Origin of the sequence: Polaromonas sp. YR568, assembly GCF_943371715.1 — a bacterium.
GTDB lineage: Bacteria > Pseudomonadota > Gammaproteobacteria > Burkholderiales > Burkholderiaceae_C > Polaromonas.
The window spans coordinates 80,078-93,949 of sequence record NZ_CALRVW010000003.1 but is presented as its reverse complement, the minus strand read 5'-3'; the positions used below and the strand labels follow the sequence as shown (position 1 = coordinate 93,949).

Annotated in this window: 15 protein-coding genes; 6 read left to right on the top strand and 9 right to left on the bottom strand. The window is 65.4% G+C overall.

Annotation, left to right across the window (positions count from 1 at the left end; translation table 11 throughout):
- Positions 1 to 29: 29 nt before the first annotated feature.
- Positions 30 to 485, bottom strand: coding sequence for a D-aminoacyl-tRNA deacylase (dtd, locus tag AAG813_RS03245; RefSeq protein ID WP_341911792.1), 456 nt, complete (start codon positions 483 to 485; stop codon positions 30 to 32).
- Positions 482 to 1,396, bottom strand: a complete 915-nt coding sequence (locus AAG813_RS03240; protein ID WP_341911790.1) for a cation diffusion facilitator family transporter — start codon at positions 1,394 to 1,396, stop codon at positions 482 to 484. Before AAG813_RS03240 ends, dtd begins: the two co-directional genes overlap by 4 nt.
- Before the next feature lie 46 nt (positions 1,397 to 1,442).
- Between AAG813_RS03240 and AAG813_RS03235 the strand changes: the two genes are divergently transcribed.
- From AAG813_RS03235 to AAG813_RS03220, 4 genes are all read left to right on the top strand, one after another.
- Positions 1,443 to 2,918 carry an ATP-binding protein gene (locus AAG813_RS03235; protein ID WP_341911788.1) on the top strand — a complete coding sequence of 492 codons (1,476 nt, stop codon included), beginning with the start codon at positions 1,443 to 1,445 and terminating at the stop codon, positions 2,916 to 2,918.
- Complete coding sequence (locus tag AAG813_RS03230; protein WP_341911786.1) at positions 2,915 to 3,553, top strand: response regulator; 639 nt, start codon at positions 2,915 to 2,917, stop codon at positions 3,551 to 3,553. The genes AAG813_RS03235 and AAG813_RS03230 overlap by 4 nt, the downstream gene beginning before the upstream one ends.
- 134 nt (positions 3,554 to 3,687) lie before the next feature.
- Entirely contained in the window at positions 3,688 to 4,182 is a 495-nt protein-coding gene (locus AAG813_RS03225) for a heme-binding protein (RefSeq protein ID WP_341911784.1), read from the top strand.
- A gap of 41 nt (positions 4,183 to 4,223) precedes the next feature.
- Positions 4,224 to 4,937: an ankyrin repeat domain-containing protein gene (locus AAG813_RS03220; protein WP_341911782.1), complete on the top strand. Its 714-nt coding sequence runs from the start codon at positions 4,224 to 4,226 to the stop codon at positions 4,935 to 4,937.
- 7 nt (positions 4,938 to 4,944) lie between these two features.
- Here AAG813_RS03220 and tyrS read toward each other — a convergent pair whose 3' ends face one another.
- Entirely contained in the window at positions 4,945 to 6,177 is a 1,233-nt protein-coding gene (gene tyrS, locus AAG813_RS03215; protein ID WP_341911780.1) for a tyrosine--tRNA ligase, read from the bottom strand.
- 209 nt (positions 6,178 to 6,386) lie between these two features.
- Between tyrS and AAG813_RS03210 the strand changes: the two genes are divergently transcribed.
- Together AAG813_RS03210 and AAG813_RS03205 are read left to right on the top strand one after the other, a co-directional pair.
- On the top strand, positions 6,387 to 7,748 hold the full coding sequence (locus tag AAG813_RS03210; RefSeq protein WP_341911778.1) for a peptidoglycan DD-metalloendopeptidase family protein: 1,362 nt from the start codon (positions 6,387 to 6,389) through the stop codon (positions 7,746 to 7,748).
- A 197-nt stretch (positions 7,749 to 7,945) separates the two neighbouring features.
- Positions 7,946 to 9,112, top strand: coding sequence for an anhydro-N-acetylmuramic acid kinase (locus AAG813_RS03205; protein ID WP_341911776.1), 1,167 nt, complete (start codon positions 7,946 to 7,948; stop codon positions 9,110 to 9,112).
- 157 nt (positions 9,113 to 9,269) lie between these two features.
- Here AAG813_RS03205 and erpA read toward each other — a convergent pair whose 3' ends face one another.
- The 6 genes from erpA to AAG813_RS03175 all read right to left on the bottom strand — a co-directional run bounded on the left by erpA (position 9,270) and on the right by AAG813_RS03175 (position 13,858).
- Entirely contained in the window at positions 9,270 to 9,635 is a 366-nt protein-coding gene (gene erpA, locus AAG813_RS03200; RefSeq protein ID WP_096698577.1) for an iron-sulfur cluster insertion protein ErpA, read from the bottom strand.
- Positions 9,636 to 9,749: 114 nt separating this feature from the next.
- Positions 9,750 to 10,148, bottom strand: a complete 399-nt coding sequence (locus tag AAG813_RS03195; protein ID WP_341911772.1) for a polymer-forming cytoskeletal protein — start codon at positions 10,146 to 10,148, stop codon at positions 9,750 to 9,752.
- A 39-nt stretch (positions 10,149 to 10,187) separates the two neighbouring features.
- A complete protein-coding gene (locus tag AAG813_RS03190; RefSeq protein ID WP_341912133.1) occupies positions 10,188 to 10,895 on the bottom strand; it encodes a DUF6776 family protein in 708 nt (235 codons plus the stop codon).
- 183 nt (positions 10,896 to 11,078) lie between these two features.
- Positions 11,079 to 11,471: a 30S ribosomal protein S9 gene (gene rpsI / locus AAG813_RS03185; RefSeq protein WP_096667344.1), complete on the bottom strand. Its 393-nt coding sequence runs from the start codon at positions 11,469 to 11,471 to the stop codon at positions 11,079 to 11,081.
- An 11-nt stretch (positions 11,472 to 11,482) separates the two neighbouring features.
- A complete protein-coding gene (gene rplM / locus AAG813_RS03180) occupies positions 11,483 to 11,911 on the bottom strand; it encodes a 50S ribosomal protein L13 (RefSeq protein WP_077593211.1) in 429 nt (142 codons plus the stop codon).
- 216 nt (positions 11,912 to 12,127) lie between these two features.
- A complete protein-coding gene (locus AAG813_RS03175) occupies positions 12,128 to 13,858 on the bottom strand; it encodes a serine/threonine-protein kinase (protein WP_341911765.1) in 1,731 nt (576 codons plus the stop codon).
- Between the last annotated feature and the right edge of the window lie 14 nt (positions 13,859 to 13,872).

The following is a 13,872-nucleotide window of genomic DNA, read 5'->3' as shown; positions in this document are numbered from 1 at the left end:
TCCAGCCCTTGCTGGACGGTCGCCAGCAGCTATCCAATCGATAGCGAATTCATGCGCAGCGGAATTGTCACCGGCCCGTCATTGACCAGCTGCACCTGCATGTCCGCGGCAAACTGGCCGGTCTCGACCTTCGGGTGCGCCAGCCGCGCCTGCGCCACGAAATAATCGTACAGGCGCCTTCCTTCGTCCGGCGCCGCCGCGCCGGTGAAGCTCGGCCGGTTGCCGCCCGACACATCGGCTGCCAGCGTGAACTGGCTCACGATGAGCAGGCCGCCAGCCGTGTCCTGCACGCTGCGGTTCATCTTGCCGGCGTCGTCTGAAAAAATGCGCAGCTTGAGGATTTTGGCGAGCAGCTTGTCGGCCTGCGCATCGGCGTCCCCCCGCTCGGCACACAGCAGCACCAGCAGGCCGGCGCCGATCTCGCCGATCACCTCGCCGCCCACCCTCACCTGCGCCTGGCTCACGCGCTGCAGCACGCTGATCAAATCAGGTCCTTCTCGTCGTCAAAATGCGCTTCCACATCGGTGGGCAACAGCTGGATGGTGGCGCGCAGGCCAGGCACCGCACTCATGAGCGCCTGCTCGACGCTGGCGCGAACCGCCGCTGCGCGCCCCAGCGTCCAGCTGCCCGGCATGTGCATGTGCAGGTCGACAAATCGCCGCTGGCCGGAGCGGCGCGTGCTGATGTGGTCGAAGCGGATGGTGTGGTGCTGGAACCCTTCCAGGGTCTTGTGAATGTCGGCCTGCACCTCGGGCTCCACCGCCTCGTCCATCAGGCCCTGCGACGAGCGCCACATCAAATGGCCGCCCTCCCACAGAATGTTCAGTGCCACCCCGATCGCCACCAGCGCATCGAGCCACAGCCAGCCCGTCAGCGCGACGGCACCCAGGCCGACCACCACGCCGGCCGAGGTCCAGACGTCGGTGACCAGGTGCCTGGCATCGGCCTCCAGCGCGATCGAGCGGTGCTCCCTCGCGGAGCGGAACATGATCCAGGCCAGCAGGCCGTTCAGACCCGAGCTGACCACGGACAGCGCCAGGCCCCACCCCACCTGCTGCAGGGGCTGCGGGTCAAGAATCCGGTGGCCCGCCGCCCAGATGATGGCCAGGGCCGCGGCGATGATCAGCACCCCCTCGAAGCCGGAGGAAAAATACTCGGCCTTGTGGTGACCGTAGGGATGCTCGTCGTCGGCAGGCCGCTGCGCAATCGTGACCATGGTCAGCCCGAAGATCGCGCTGGCCAGATTCACGAAGGACTCCATCGCGTCGGCCAGCAAGCCCACCGAATCGGTGATGTACCAGGCCCCGGTTTTCAGCACGATGGTGACCAGCGCCACCACCACCGAAGCCATCAGCAGGCGTTGCGGGGTCAGGGATTGCAGGGTGGGCCACTTCATCCGGCCATTGTCCCCGATGCGCGGCACGCTATGCAAAAATGCAGCGATGGTCAAAGCTCAACAACACCGCTGGATCGGGCTTCTGCTCTGGGGCCTGATCACGGCGCTGGGGGGCGTGGTACTGGCGCGCATGGAACTGACACGACAACGAGAGGCCTTTGAGACCGACGCGCGCATTGTTCACCGGCTGCTGAGTCAGCGCGTCGTGCAGCACGATGCGGTGATGGCCACGCTGGCGCTGCTGCAACCCGCCCCCAATGCATCACAGCCCGAGCAGCGCCTGACTTCGCTTTATCCGCAAATCCTCTCGGTGCAGCGTCGCGACAGTGGCGCCAACTGGCCCGATGAGCGCCTGCGTGTCGCGGAAACCCTGTCACGGGCGCTGCGCCGCCCGGCGCTGGCCGGTGTCGACTTTGCGCGCGGGCGCTACCAGCTGGTGCTGGCAGCTGAACCCACCAGTTTTGCGCTGCAGATGGACTTGCGCGCCGTGGTCCCCTGGAGTGAGTGGCCGATGGCGCCGGAGACCAGTCCGGTGCGTGTGATGCTGGCGCACGAAGGCCAGGACTGGGTCGTGCAGCCGGGCCGGCTGGGAGAAGGCGGCTGGCTCTTCGACTTCCACAAACACCTGGCCGCGGACAGCCAGCCTTTCGACGTGGTCGCCTCGCGCCAGGTCGGCTGGCGTGAGCTGCCCTGGGCCTGGATGCTGACGTGGGCCGCGCTGGTGGCAGCGGTGCTGGCCGGCTGGCTGGCCTGGCTGCGCCAGCGTGCAGCGCGCCGGCGCGCCGAAGAGCTGCTGCGCCTGGGCCAGGTCGCGCGCCTGAACACCCTGGGGGAGCTGGCCGCCGGCATGGCGCACGAGCTGAACCAGCCGCTGACCGCCCTGCTGGCCAACACCCAGGCCTGCACCCGGCTGCTGGACGAGGAACCGCCGGATCTGCCGGTGGTCCGTGGCGCGATGGCCCAGGCGGTCGAGCAGGCCCGCCGCGCATCGTCGGTGGTGAACCGGCTGCGCCGTGCGGTCGAACGCCCGGACCTGGCGGCGCAACTGCAGCCCGTCGAGCTGCAGCAGGCCGTGCAAAACGCGCTGTACCTGCTGGAGCCGGAATTCAAACGGCGCGAGGTGGTACCCAGGCTGGAGCTGCCGGCGGCGCCTGTCGCCGTACGCGCGGATCCGGTGGCACTGGAACAGATCATCCACAACCTGCTGATGAATGCACTGCAGGCGTTGGAGCAGGTCCCTGTCAACGAGCGCCAGTTGACCGTAACCGTGCAGGCAGGCGGCACCCAGGGCAGCATCACCGTCACCGACACCGGACCGGGCATGACCGAGGCGGTGCTGGCGCGCATCTTCGAGCCGTTTTTCACCACCCGCGAAGCCGGCTTGGGACTGGGCCTGAGCCTGTGCGACACCCTGGCCACCGGCATGGGAGGCATCCTGAAAGCCGCACAGCATGCACCACGCGGCGCCGAGTTCCGGCTCTTGCTGCCGCTGGCACAGGGCGCGGCCGAAGGCCAGCCATGAACAGCGCCGGTGCGAGCGCCACGCTGTCGCCGCTAATCCACCTGATCGACGACGACGAGGCCGTGCGCAGCAGCCTGGCCCTGCTGATCGGTACGGTGGGCCTGCGTGTGCAGGCATGGCCGGACCCGCAGATGTTCATGGCCAGCTTTGACCGCCAGACTATTGGCGCCATCGTTCTCGACGTGCGCATGCCCGGCATCAGCGGCCTGACGGTGCTGGACACGCTGGTGGCCCAGGGCGTGGACCAGCCGGTGATCATGCTGACGGGGCACGGCACGGTGGAGATGTGCCGGCGCACCTTCAAGGCCGGTGCTGCCGAGTTTCTGGAAAAGCCGGTCGATGACGAAGCCCTGCTGGAAGCGCTGCAGAACGCGGTGCGCCAGCATGTCCAGTCGCGCGAACGCAGCCAGGCCGACCGGCACGCGCAGGACCGGTACGCACAGCTCTCCGCACGCGAACGGGAGGTGCTGGGCCTGATCGTGGCCGGCCTGACGAACAAGGAAATCGGCCGCGCGCTCGATGTTTCGCCGCGCACCGTGGAAACCCACCGGGCCAACCTGTTCGCCAAGCTGGAGGCCGAATCGCTGGCGCAGCTGATCAGGCACTACGCCTCGCTGGTCGAAGCCAACCCCTGAAAACGCCGGCCGGGCCGCCACACTCCGTAGTTGTACGGAGCCGCGCGCGTAGCGCTACGAATGGCCGGAACAACGGCACTTTTTTAAAGTTCTCCCACGGTTGATTGAACCGTAACCACCCCCAGGAGAACACCATGCACCCCATCATCATCAAGGCTTCCGCCGTCTGCCTCGCCCTCTTCGCCGCCGCGGCGTCGGCCCAGGGCGTGCGCACCGAGAAAAACATGTCGCTGGAGCTTGCCAACCAGATCGCCGCCGCCACCGTCGCGGCCTGCTCGGCCAACGGTTATGCGGTGGCCGCCACCGTGGTGGACCGCGCCGGCAGCGTGCGCGTCGTGCAGCGCGCCGACAATGCCGGCCCGCACACGCTGGGCGCCAGCCTGCAAAAGGCCTTCACCTCGGCATCAGCCAAAAACACCACCCTGGCCATGATGGACGGCGCCCAGAAAAACCCCGCCGCGGCCAACCTGGTCCACATTCCCGGCTTCCTGCTGCTCGGCGGCGGCGTGCCGGTGAAGGCAGGCAACGAAGTGATTGGCGCCGTGGGCGTCGGCGGTGCACCCGGCGGCCACCTGGACGAACAATGCGCCATGGTCGCGCTGGACAAGGTCAAGGACCAGCTCAAGTAAGCGCAAACACCCTCAACCCCTCAACCGCCAGGAGAGCCACCATGAGCACCCGCCTTTCACGTTCCTTGTTGTCCCTGCTGCTGGGGGCGGCCTGTGGTATCGGCGGGGTGGCGCCCAGCCCGGCCGCGGCCCAGACCGCGCCGGGCGCGCAGGAAATCGCCGCCTACACCGGTCTGCATGCGGCCGCGCATACCGGCGATGTCAAACGCATCGCCACATTGGCGGCGGCAGGCGCGTCCCTGGATGCACGGGACAGCAACGGCCGCACACCGGTTCACGTGGCGGCTTTTGCACGGCAGCGCGAGGCGATCCGCGCGCTGGTCAAGGCGGGCGCCAACATCAACCTGCTGGACAAGGATCGATATGACGCGGTCACCATCGCCTCGGTGGCCGACGACGAGGAAACGCTGCGCACCCTGCTGGCGCTGGGGGCCAGTGCAAAACAGGTGACCAGCCGCTACGACGGCACTGCGCTGATCGCTGCCGCCCACCTGGGCCATGACGGGGTGGTCCGTCAGCTGATCGCAGCCGGCGCGCCGCTGGACCATGTCAACAACCTGCACTGGACGGCGGCCATCGAGGCGGTGGTGCTGGGCGATGGCGGGCCGCGCCACCAGAACACCCTGCAGGCACTGATCACTGCCGGGGCGAACCTGCAACTGGCAGACCGCCATGGCCAGACGCCGCTGCAGCTCGCCAGGTCGCGCGGTTATGGCGAAATGGTCAGCATGCTGGAAAAAGCCGGCGCGCGTTGACGCTGCCCTAGGCCAGGGTCACGCGCGCAAACTTGCGCTTGCCGACCTGCACGACATAGGTGCCGGCGTCCAGCTTGAGCGCCTTGTCGCTGACCACGCTGGAGTCCACACGCACACCGCCACCCTCGATCAGGCGATTGCCTTCGCCGGTGGAGGCGGCCAGGCCGGCCATCTTCAGCAGCGCGGCAATGCCCAGCGGCGCGCCGCTCAGGGACACTTCCGGGATCTCGTCGGGCACGCCGCCCTTGCTGCGGTTGATGAAGTCCTGCTCGGCGGCATCTGCGGCGGCAGCGGAATGGAAACGGGCCGTGATCTCCTTGGCCAGCGCCACCTTGGCGTCTTTCGGGTTGCGCCCGCCCTCGACTTCTTTCTTCAGCGCGGCGATCTCGGCCTCGGTCTTGAAGCTCAGCAGGGTGAACCACTTCCACATCAGCACATCGGAGATCGACAGCACCTTGGCAAACATGGTGTTGGCTTCCTCGGAAATGCCGATGTAGTTGTTCTTGCTCTTGGACATCTTCTCCACGCCGTCCAGCCCCTCGAGCAGTGGCATGGTCAGGATGCATTGCGGCTCCTGGCCGTATTCGACCTGCAGGTGGCGGCCCATCAGCAGGTTGAACTTCTGGTCGGTGCCGCCGAGTTCCAGGTCAGACTTCAGGGCCACCGAGTCATAACCCTGCATCAGCGGGTAGAGGAACTCATGCACGCTGATCGGCGTGCCGGCCTTGAAGCGGTCATGGAAGTCGTTGCGCTCCATCATGCGCGCCACCGTGTATTTGGCCGCCAGTTCGATCATGCCGCGTGCGCCCAGCGGGTCGCTCCACTCGCTGTTGTAACGAATCTCGGTCCGGGCCGGGTCCAGCACCAGGGAAGCCTGACGGTAGTAGGTGTCGGCATTGGCCTTGATCTGCTCCGGGGTCAGCGGAGGACGCGTGTTGTTGCGGCCCGACGGATCGCCGATCAGGCTGGTGAAGTCGCCGATGAGAAAGATAACGGTATGACCCAGATCCTGGAGCTGACGCATTTTGTTCAGCACCACGGTATGTCCGACATGAATGTCAGGCGCCGTCGGGTCCAGCCCCAATTTGACGCGCAGCGGAACGCCGGTAGCCTCCGAACGCGCGAGTTTTTTCAGCCATTCATCCTGGGGAATCAGTTCTTCACAGCCCCGCAGGGACACGGCCAAAGCCTCCCTGGCTCGGTCCGTCACGGGAAAGGATGTAACAAGCTCTTGATTCATAAGGGTTTTTCACAGGTCGGGCAGTTGTCTGACAGATATAATCGGTTTCTGCCATTGCAGGGGCCCCTAAATAGGTTGGCCCGCAAATTGCAAACCGATTCTAAGTTGTTGCACCGCCCGTCTTTTACAGGGCAGTGCACAACACCATCATCAGTCGCTATCGGGCTGCTTCTGCGGCCTGAAGCCTACAAAGGTTGGGAACCCCAGTTTTGATCAAAACCGATCTCGCTTACGCGCTGCAAGCACTCACAACCCTGCTTCGCCGCCATCCTAAAAGAATCACAGGCACGCTGGCCGCCTTGCTGCTGGGAACCGGGGTCACCGCCTTCGGCGTCGCACCGCTCGCACCCGATGCTGCCGACCTGCCGGTCCGCCAGGTCCTGGAAGCCGTCCAGAGCTTGCCCACCGAGGCTCAGTCCGAAGCCCTCGACAACTTCCAGTTCAAGCTGTTTCGCACCGAAACCACGCGCAGCACCGACACCGCCGACGCCCTGCTCAAGCGCCTGAACATTGACGACGCGGCAGCCGCTGCCTTTTTGCGCAGCGATCCTAACGGCCGCCTGACCCTGATGGGCCGCCCCGGCAAAAATGTAACGGTTGAAGCGACCGACAACAACCAGCTGCTCAAGCTGACGGTGCGCTGGGCCACCGACGACGAGGAAAAATTCACCCGGCTGGTGGTCGAACGTGCGGCAGACAACCGTTTTGCGTCCCGCGTGGAAACTGCGGCCTACACCAGCTCAACCCAGCTGGCCAGCGGCACCATCCGCACCTCGCTGTTTGCCGCCACCGACGATGCGGGCATCCCCGACGCCGTGGCGGTGCAGATCGCCGAAATTTTCTCGGGCGACATTGACTTCCACCGCGCCTTGCGCAAAGGCGACCGTTTCAGCGTCGTTTACGAAACGCTGGAAGCCGACGGAGAAGCATTGCGTACCGGTCGGGTGGTCAGCACCGAGTTCATGAACAACGGCAAGACACTTCAGGCCATGTGGTTCCGCGACCAGGCAGGCGGCAACAGCGCGGCCAAAGGTGGCTATTACACGCTTGATGGTCAGAGCCTGCGCCGCGCCTACCTGGCCTCGCCGATGGAGTTCTCGCGTGTCAGCAGCGGCTTCAAGATGCGTTTTCATCCCATCCTGCAGACATGGCGCGCCCACCTCGGTGTCGACTACGCTGCGCCGACCGGCACGGCCGTGCGCAGCATCGGCGATGGCGTGGTCGAGTTTGCCGGTGTGCAAAACGGGTTTGGCAACGTCGTGTTTGTCAAACACCGCAACAACCACACCACCGTTTATGCCCATTTGAGCCGGATTGACGTACAAAGAGGCCAGAACGTGAACCAGGGGCAGAACGTCGGCGCCGTCGGCTCGACCGGCTGGGCCACCGGGCCGCACCTGCACTTCGAGTTCCGCGTCAATGGCGCCCACCAGGACCCGATGACCATTGCCCAGCAGAACGACACGATTCCCCTGTCGGCGGCAGCACAACCCCTGTTCCGCAAACTCGCCGGCCAGGTCAAGCAACAGCTGCAAGCCGCGGCGGACATCTCGCAGACCCGGGCTGAATAAGCAGAGCCCCCACGCTTTTCACTTCGTGTAATGCGCTGTCCCCCCGAGGGGGCCGTTGCGCCTGCGGCCCGGCAAAGCCGGTTCCGCGGCCCCGGCTTGATTTTTTAGCTCACGTAGCGTCCCTGACGGACACACGGCCCTCTTGCTTGCTCGTCCCATGGAGCGTTGCCTCTGGCAACCGTACGGCAAAATGAGGCATGGCTGATTACTACATGGGGTTGATGTCGGGCACCTCGCTCGATGGTGCAGACGGCGTTCTGGTGGATTTCGACCCGCCGGTGCCGCGTGTCATGGCATCGGCGTCCGCCCCCTTCCCGGCCGCCTTCCGGGCCGAACTGATGGCTCTCAACACCGCCGGCCACAATGAACTGCACCGCGCAGCGCTGGCGGCCAACCAGCTGGCCATGCTGTACGCACAGGTGGTCCATGCCCTGATGGCTCAGGCGGGCCGACAGGGCATCACGGCAGACCAGGTGCGCGCCATCGGCGCCCACGGGCAGACCGTGCGCCACCGGCCGCGGGAATTCGGCGACGACCCGCTCAGCGGCGGAGCAGACGCAGGCTACACGCTGCAACTGAACAACCCGGCTCTGCTGGCTGAACGCACCGGACTGGACGTGGTGGCCGATTTCCGCACCGCTGACCTTGCGGCCGGCGGCCAGGGCGCGCCGCTGGTGCCGGCATTTCACCACGCTGTTTTTGCGCATGCTGAACGCAATGTCGCGGTTCTCAACATCGGCGGCATCAGCAACCTGACGCTGCTGCCGGCGCATGCTGGCCCGGTGACAGGCTTTGACTGCGGACCTGGCAACGCCCTGATGGACTTCTGGTGCCTGAAGCACACCGGCCAGCCGTACGACGCGAAGGGCGCCTGGGCCGCGTCGGGGACCGTGGTTCCCGGCCTGCTGGCGCGCCTGCTGGCGGCGCCCTACTTCGCCAAGGCACCGCCCAAAAGCACGGGGCGCGACCTGTTCAACCCCGAATGGCTGGCCAGTCAGCTCAGCGGCCAGGAGGTCAGCACACCGCAGGATGTGCAGGCCACCCTCACCGCGCTGACGGCACAGGCCTGCGCGCGCGACCTGATGCACCACGCCCCCCGTACCACCGAACTGCTGGTCTGCGGTGGCGGCGCTTTCAATGACGAACTGATGCGGCAACTGGCCCAGGCCCTGCCGGGGGTGAGCGTTCAGCCCACCACCTCGCGCGGCCTGCCTCCCCTGCAGGTGGAAGCCGCCGCCTTTGCATGGCTGGCCCGGGCCTGGCACCACCGGCAGCCAGGCAATTTGCCAGCCGTCACGGGCGCCCGCGGCCCGCGCGTGCTGGGCGCCTTGTATTTGGCCCCCACTGTCACTCACTGCGTGTAGTTCCCTGCCCCCCGAGGGGGCCGATACGCCTGCGGACCGGCACAGCCGGATCCGCGGCCCTGGCTCGAAGTGAAAACCCCAACGGTGTCGACTGCTCACGCTGAGCGGCGGACATGAAAAAAGGACCCGCAGGTCCTTTTTTTCGAAGCGGGAAGACTCAGGCCGAAAAGCTGGAGCCGCAACCACAGGTGCTGGTGGCGTTGGGGTTCTTGATCACGAACTGGGCGCCTTCGAGGTCGTCCTTGTAGTCAATTTCAGCGCCCACCAGGTACTGGTAACTCATGGCATCGATCAGCAGGGACACGCCATTCTTGGTCATGGTGGTGTCGTCTTCGTTGGTGATTTCGTCGAAGGTGAAGCCGTACTGGAAGCCGGAGCAGCCGCCGCCCTGCACAAACACGCGCAGTTTCAGGTCCGGATTGCCTTCTTCGGCAATCAGGTCCGCCACCTTGGCCGCCGCGCTGTCGGTAAAGACAAAGGGGGCGGGCATTTCGGTCTGGATGTTTTCAGCTACTGCGCTCATGGGGGACTCCGTTTTTCAGAACTTGACGTTTTCAATACTACAGCAATTCAATCAACCATAAGGCCCATACTGGCTTCCACCAGACCGTGAGCACTTACTGACGGGAATTCGCCCTCAGGCGTTGTTGGCTGCCAGCTTCAGGAGGGGCTTGTCGCTGACCTCGTGGTTGGTGGGACGCAACTGACCAAAAATGACGGCGCCCTGGTGCATTTCAAGCGCTTTGTAGGCCACATCGCCCTGGATCCTCGCCTTGGGCTGCAGCTCGAGCAGTTCCGCTGCATGCACCGGCCCCATGACGCGACCATTGATAATGACGTGGTCGGCATGGATGGCGCCGGTGACACAGGCCGACTCGCTGATCACCAGAATGCTGGGGCTGCCTTCGTTGGCACGGATGTCACCAATCACTTCGCCATCGATGCGCAAACCGTCGGTGAACTTCAGGTTGCCTTCTATACAGCTGCCTTGGGCAATCAGGCTTTTGATCGGGGGCTGCGATTTTTTACCGAACATGGGCACATCCTGTGAGGTTCTGGGTGTTGAAGCGGGGGGTCAGAGCTTGATGGTCTGCACGGAGCGGACGACCGTTCCTTCGAGGACCTTGGCGGTCACCGTTTTTACCACGGCCAGGGGGGGCAGGTCGAGCACCCCTTCAATGCGGCGGTACTGCTTGAACTGCAGAGGCTGGGCGCCACCCGGCAAGCCTGTTGTCCATGGTTTGCCCGCCAGGGTGCCGCTGAACGTCAGTTCCAGCTTGCCATTGAACACCGGGGCGTCCTTGACCGGCTGGATCACCAGCACCTGCCACTTGACCTGCATGTCGGTCAGGGCTTCGGCCTGCAGGCCGCGGATGGCGGCGTTTTCCGCACCGCCAGCAGGCAGGAGCTTTTCAAAGAAACCGAGATCGTCGCGCAGCAGCCGGTTGTCCGCCTCGAGCTGGCGGATCTGGGCCACCATCTTGTCCTGCGCGGCCTTTTCGGCGGTCAGCAGACTGCCCGAAATATTGGCGATTGATTGCGATTTGTCGCGTTCCGCGCGCAGCGCGGCAACCTCTTCCCGCAGCCGGGTCAGCTCCAGCTTGGCATCCTTGTCCAGGCCCGCGATGCTGACCCCGAGTTCAAAGGTCCACAGCGCGATGGCCGCAGAAAAGCCCAGCATCATCGCGCCCAGCGCCCAGCGCAGCGGCCAGGGCAAGGATGTGCGAATGGCCATGCGCGGAGAGCTGATGGTCAGGCGACGGCGAAACAAACGGAATTTCAAAAGCGACCTTGGGTTGTCTTCCAGGGAGTGCATTGTGCACTCAGATGCGGCCTGGGCTGGACGCTGCCGGACAGGCAGCGGCAAGGATGTGTATCGGCAGCAACCCCGAGTGCTGGCTGCAAACGCCATGAAAAAAGCCGCCAGGCGCAAACCAGGCGGCTTTTCGGGGACAGCAAAAGCGGATTAACGCTTGCTGAACTGCTTGCGACGGCGTGCCGAACGGAAGCCGACTTTCTTACGCTCGACTTCACGTGCATCACGCGTGACAAACCCGGCCTGGCTCAGCGCCGGCTTGAGGGTGGTGTCATAGTCGATCAGCGCGCGGGTAATGCCGTGGCGGATTGCACCGGCCTGGCCGGACTCGCCGCCACCATGCACGTTGACCATGATGTCGAAGGTTTCGACATGGTTGGTCAGGTACAGGGGCTGCTTGCAAATCATGATCGAGGTTTCGCGACCGAAGAAGGTCTGGATGTCACGGTCGTTGACCGTGATCTTGCCAGTGCCTTTTTTGATGAACACACGGGCGACGCTTGATTTGCGACGGCCGGTGCCATTGTTCCATTCACCAATCATCTCAAGGCTCCTTAAATTTCCAGCACTTTAGGCTGTTGGGCGGTGTGCGGATGCTCTGCACCACCGTACACCTTGAGTTTTTTGATCATGGCGTAACCGAGCGGGCCCTTGGGCAGCATGCCCTTGACGGCTTTTTCCAGGGCGCGGCCCGGGAACTTGGTCTGCATGTCGCGGAAATTCGTAGCCGAGATACCGCCGGGGTAACCCGAATGGCGATAGTAGATCTTGTCGGTCGACTTGGCGCCGGTGACACGAAGCTGGGCTGCGTTGATGATGACGATGAAGTCACCGGTATCGACGTGAGGCGTATAAATGGCCTTGTGTTTGCCGCGTAAACGGAGAGCAACTTCGCTGGCTACTCGTCCGAGGACCTTGTCGGTCGCGTCAATCACAAACCACTCATGCACCACGTCAGCGGGTTTTGCGCTGAAAGTTGTCATGGTTTACTTTTCAAAAGTTGGTTTGAGCAGCCCTTTTCCACGGTCGGTGTTTCTCTGATGGAAACCTCTTAGGTGGGGTTCAAGCCTCGCCGCGGGGCCAGCCGATCGCTGCGAAGCCTTCCATTATACAAAATCCGGGGCTGCGCGGGCGGCATGGCGGGGCCGGGCCGCCAAAGCACCCCGTTTCGGCCATTCGGCGGCCATTTTTGGGCGTTTTCAAGCCTTTTTGGAGCTAAAGCCCGTCGGCCCGCCGGCTGTTCTGCAGCCGGGCGTTGTTTTCAACACACAGGGGGAGCATGGCCAGCTCCGGTTTCTGGCACTGCCGGAAAAGGGTCGGGCCACGAAATTGCTGTCGGCACACAAGGCGAGCGGATCGGGGGGCTTCACACGCGGCAGCAGCTCCACCCGTTCCGGTGCCACCGCAACCACCGGCGGCGGTGGCGGCGACGAACTCGCGGTATCGACAGTCGGCGCCGTCTTTTTCGGGGGCGCGCGCCTGGCGGCGGGGCTTGGCCGCTGCTCCGTTGGCAGAGGCGCCCTGGCAGCAGCGGCGACCTGCGGCACCGGTGCAAGCGCCACCGCCATGGGTGCGGCAAGTGGGGCGGGTGGCCGATCCGCGACCCGCTGCACGGGCGCAGCAAGGGCCGGGAACTGCGCGATCCCGGTCTCGGACACGCGGGCGCCGCTTCCCAGCATCAGTCCCAGCAACAGGGCCACGACGGCCACGGCCAGCACGCCCGCACCCATACTCCACGAGGGGCCGGCCCGGGCGGGCGCGTCCGCGGCGGGCGTCGACGCCGGGACGGAAGCAGCCGGCCGCGGGGCAGCAAGATCCCGTCGCCGGGGCGCAGCCGCCATGGGCTGTGTCGGATCATTGCGAGGCACCGCTGCCGGGGGCGGCGGTGAAGGCAACGGCGACTCCGCCCTGGCCGCCGGCCGCGGGGCAGACAAACCCGGCGGTGCCCAGATCGGGCCCAGCTCGGCGCGCCAGTCGAAACGGGACATGCCATTGGGCGTTTCGAGCGCCATGAGTTGCACCAGGGCCCCTACGCTTTGCGGCCTGTCCTTGACCTCGATCGCCAGCGCCTGGCTGATCGCCTGCACAAACGGCTGCGAATAACCGAGGCCAAACTGCTCCTGCACCGTGCGCGCCACACGGGCAAACGGCGGCAGGCGGTCGCGCACGGCCCGAAAGGTCGCCGGCAGCGGCGGCTTGTTGCAGAGCACGCCGTGCACGACGGCGGCCAGCGCATACAGGTCGGTCCACGGCCCCTGGCGCATGTCGGGGGCGCCGGCGTGCTGCTCCAGCGGCGCGTAACTGAGCTTGAGGGCATCGGTCAGGTCCTGCGTCTTGCCGCCCATGGCATGGCGCGCCGCGCCCAAGTCCAGCAGCACCGGCGGGCCGATGTCCTGCAGGAAGATGTTGTCGGGCGAGACGTCGCGGTGCACCGCCCGCCCCTGGTGCAGGGTCTTGAGTGCGCCCAGCACCGCCCAGAGGACCTTGCGCAGCCAGGCCTCGGTCGGCGGGCTGCGCATCTGGCTGCGCGCCGCCTGCAGCGTGATGCCTCGGTAGAGGGGCATCACCATGTAGGCGGTCTGGTGCGCCTCCCAGTAACGAAAAACCTTGACCAGCGACGGATGATCGAACTGCGCCAGCAGCCGCGCCTCGGCCACGAACGACTGCAGCCCGGCCTGGAAGGCCGCCTGGTCGGCCGGGTCGCGAACCACCACCGCGCCGTCCGCGCCGCGGCAGGCCAGCGTGGCCGGCATGAACTCCTTGATGGCCACCGGCCGCTGCAGCGAGTGGTCAAACGCCTGGTAGACCATGCCAAAGCCACCGGCCCCCAGCAAGCCCTGCACCTCAAACTCGGCCAGGCGCGTGCCCACCGGCAAGGCATCCACATGCGTGATCAGTGAAACGGGGGTCGGACTGGGCGGGGCGGTCATGAACGGGAGCGGGC

Bases quoted from the DNA above. Each gene is read 5' to 3' on its own strand.
- AAG813_RS03220 (WP_341911782.1), top strand. From the start codon at position 4,224: ATGAGCACCCGCCTTTCACGTTCCTTGTTGTCCCTGCTGCTGGGGGCG.
- tyrS (WP_341911780.1), bottom strand. From the start codon at position 6,177: ATGAATCAAGAGCTTGTTACATCCTTTCCCGTGACGGACCGAGCCAGG.
- AAG813_RS03195 (WP_341911772.1), bottom strand. From the start codon at position 10,148: ATGTTCGGTAAAAAATCGCAGCCCCCGATCAAAAGCCTGATTGCCCAA.
- AAG813_RS03175 (WP_341911765.1), bottom strand. From the start codon at position 13,858: ATGACCGCCCCGCCCAGTCCGACCCCCGTTTCACTGATCACGCATGTG.
- AAG813_RS03225 (WP_341911784.1), top strand. From the start codon at position 3,688: ATGCACCCCATCATCATCAAGGCTTCCGCCGTCTGCCTCGCCCTCTTC.
- AAG813_RS03230 (WP_341911786.1), top strand. From the start codon at position 2,915: ATGAACAGCGCCGGTGCGAGCGCCACGCTGTCGCCGCTAATCCACCTG.
- AAG813_RS03235 (WP_341911788.1), top strand. From the start codon at position 1,443: ATGGTCAAAGCTCAACAACACCGCTGGATCGGGCTTCTGCTCTGGGGC.
- erpA (WP_096698577.1), bottom strand. From the start codon at position 9,635: ATGAGCGCAGTAGCTGAAAACATCCAGACCGAAATGCCCGCCCCCTTT.
- rplM (WP_077593211.1), bottom strand. From the start codon at position 11,911: ATGACAACTTTCAGCGCAAAACCCGCTGACGTGGTGCATGAGTGGTTT.
- AAG813_RS03240 (WP_341911790.1), bottom strand. From the start codon at position 1,396: ATGAAGTGGCCCACCCTGCAATCCCTGACCCCGCAACGCCTGCTGATG.
- rpsI (WP_096667344.1), bottom strand. From the start codon at position 11,471: ATGATTGGTGAATGGAACAATGGCACCGGCCGTCGCAAATCAAGCGTC.
- AAG813_RS03205 (WP_341911776.1), top strand. From the start codon at position 7,946: ATGGCTGATTACTACATGGGGTTGATGTCGGGCACCTCGCTCGATGGT.